Consider the following 1,060-nt stretch of genomic DNA (forward strand, 5'->3'; position numbering starts at 1 on the left):
CTCCTTCTATACTTTGAATACATTTCTCCATAATCGTCTGTCTCTTTAACAAAATCTATTTTTTCTTTTTTAGGTTTCCTTTTCTTATAATTCTTATCATTAATTTCTCTAGCAACCTTGGCATTGTATTCTTTGTCTATTTGTCCATGAATCGCTAAAATGGCGGGAGATGTTTTCCTAACACCTCCCGCCGTTCTCTTTCGTGCTGTTGTTTCTCAAACTCTTTCACTGACGCATGTTGCTTGCTGGCTTGTTTCTTGAACGCTTTATCTTGATATATTTTCAAGGATTTTGGATCGTCGTACTTGAGTCCCGCCTCATTCTACTTCTTATTCTTTTTAACCAAAGCAATGACTGCCGCAACTAACCCAGTTCCAATGAATCCCGGCCAAACTGTTGTAATCATGTTTGTCCGCGGATATTGTTTCGCTTGGGCTGTTGGATAGACCTTTTTACTTACTGGTATATTCGTTGTTCCCACAGGTGTTGGTGCGGTTGCGTCTTTCAAAGTTAGTCCTTTGATCGCTGCTTGCAGTTTAGCCAATACCTGTTCGGTTTTGAGTGGATCAGGATTGACCTCTTTTAATAAATCCTCGGCAGCCTTTTTCGCTTCTTGGTAATTCTTCCAGCTGTCTTCGGTGTAATCCTGTTCCTTACGATTCTTTTGATTTTCCTCTTTTAGAATGTCTTCAATGACTTCTATTGTCTTGATTTTTTCCCATTTAGCAGTTAGGGTTTTGTCGCCGATCGTTCCTTTTGGCAGTTCGGTCACTTTTGTCTCGCCGTCATACCAGCCTAAGAAGCGATAACCGATTCGTGCTGGTTCTGGTAATTTAGCGACAGAATTCTCAGTGGTGAACGAAATCGGATCAATTGCGCTACCACCTGCACTGTCAAAGTTCACCTTGTACGTAATTGCTTCATATTGCGCCATTAACCGCAAGTTTCCGATCGTTCCTGCTGCCAAACTGCGAACGATGGCGTCATTGCTTTGTGTACTGCGGTTTAATTTCTCTTCAGAAACCAACCAGCCCAAGAAACGATAGCCCGCTCGTTCTGG

At 42.1% G+C, this 1,060-nt stretch carries 1 protein-coding gene; it reads right to left on the reverse strand.

Features of this window, described 5'->3' with window-relative positions; genetic code table 11:
* Window positions 1-322: 322 nt before the first annotated feature.
* Window positions 323-1,060 (reverse strand): InlB B-repeat-containing protein (locus A5875_RS10635; RefSeq protein ID WP_176244656.1); only part of this gene is annotated, 738 nt, incomplete at its 5' end.

Source organism: Enterococcus sp. 3H8_DIV0648 (genome assembly GCF_002140655.1).
Classification (GTDB): Bacteria; Bacillota; Bacilli; order Lactobacillales; family Enterococcaceae; genus Enterococcus_A; species Enterococcus_A hulanensis.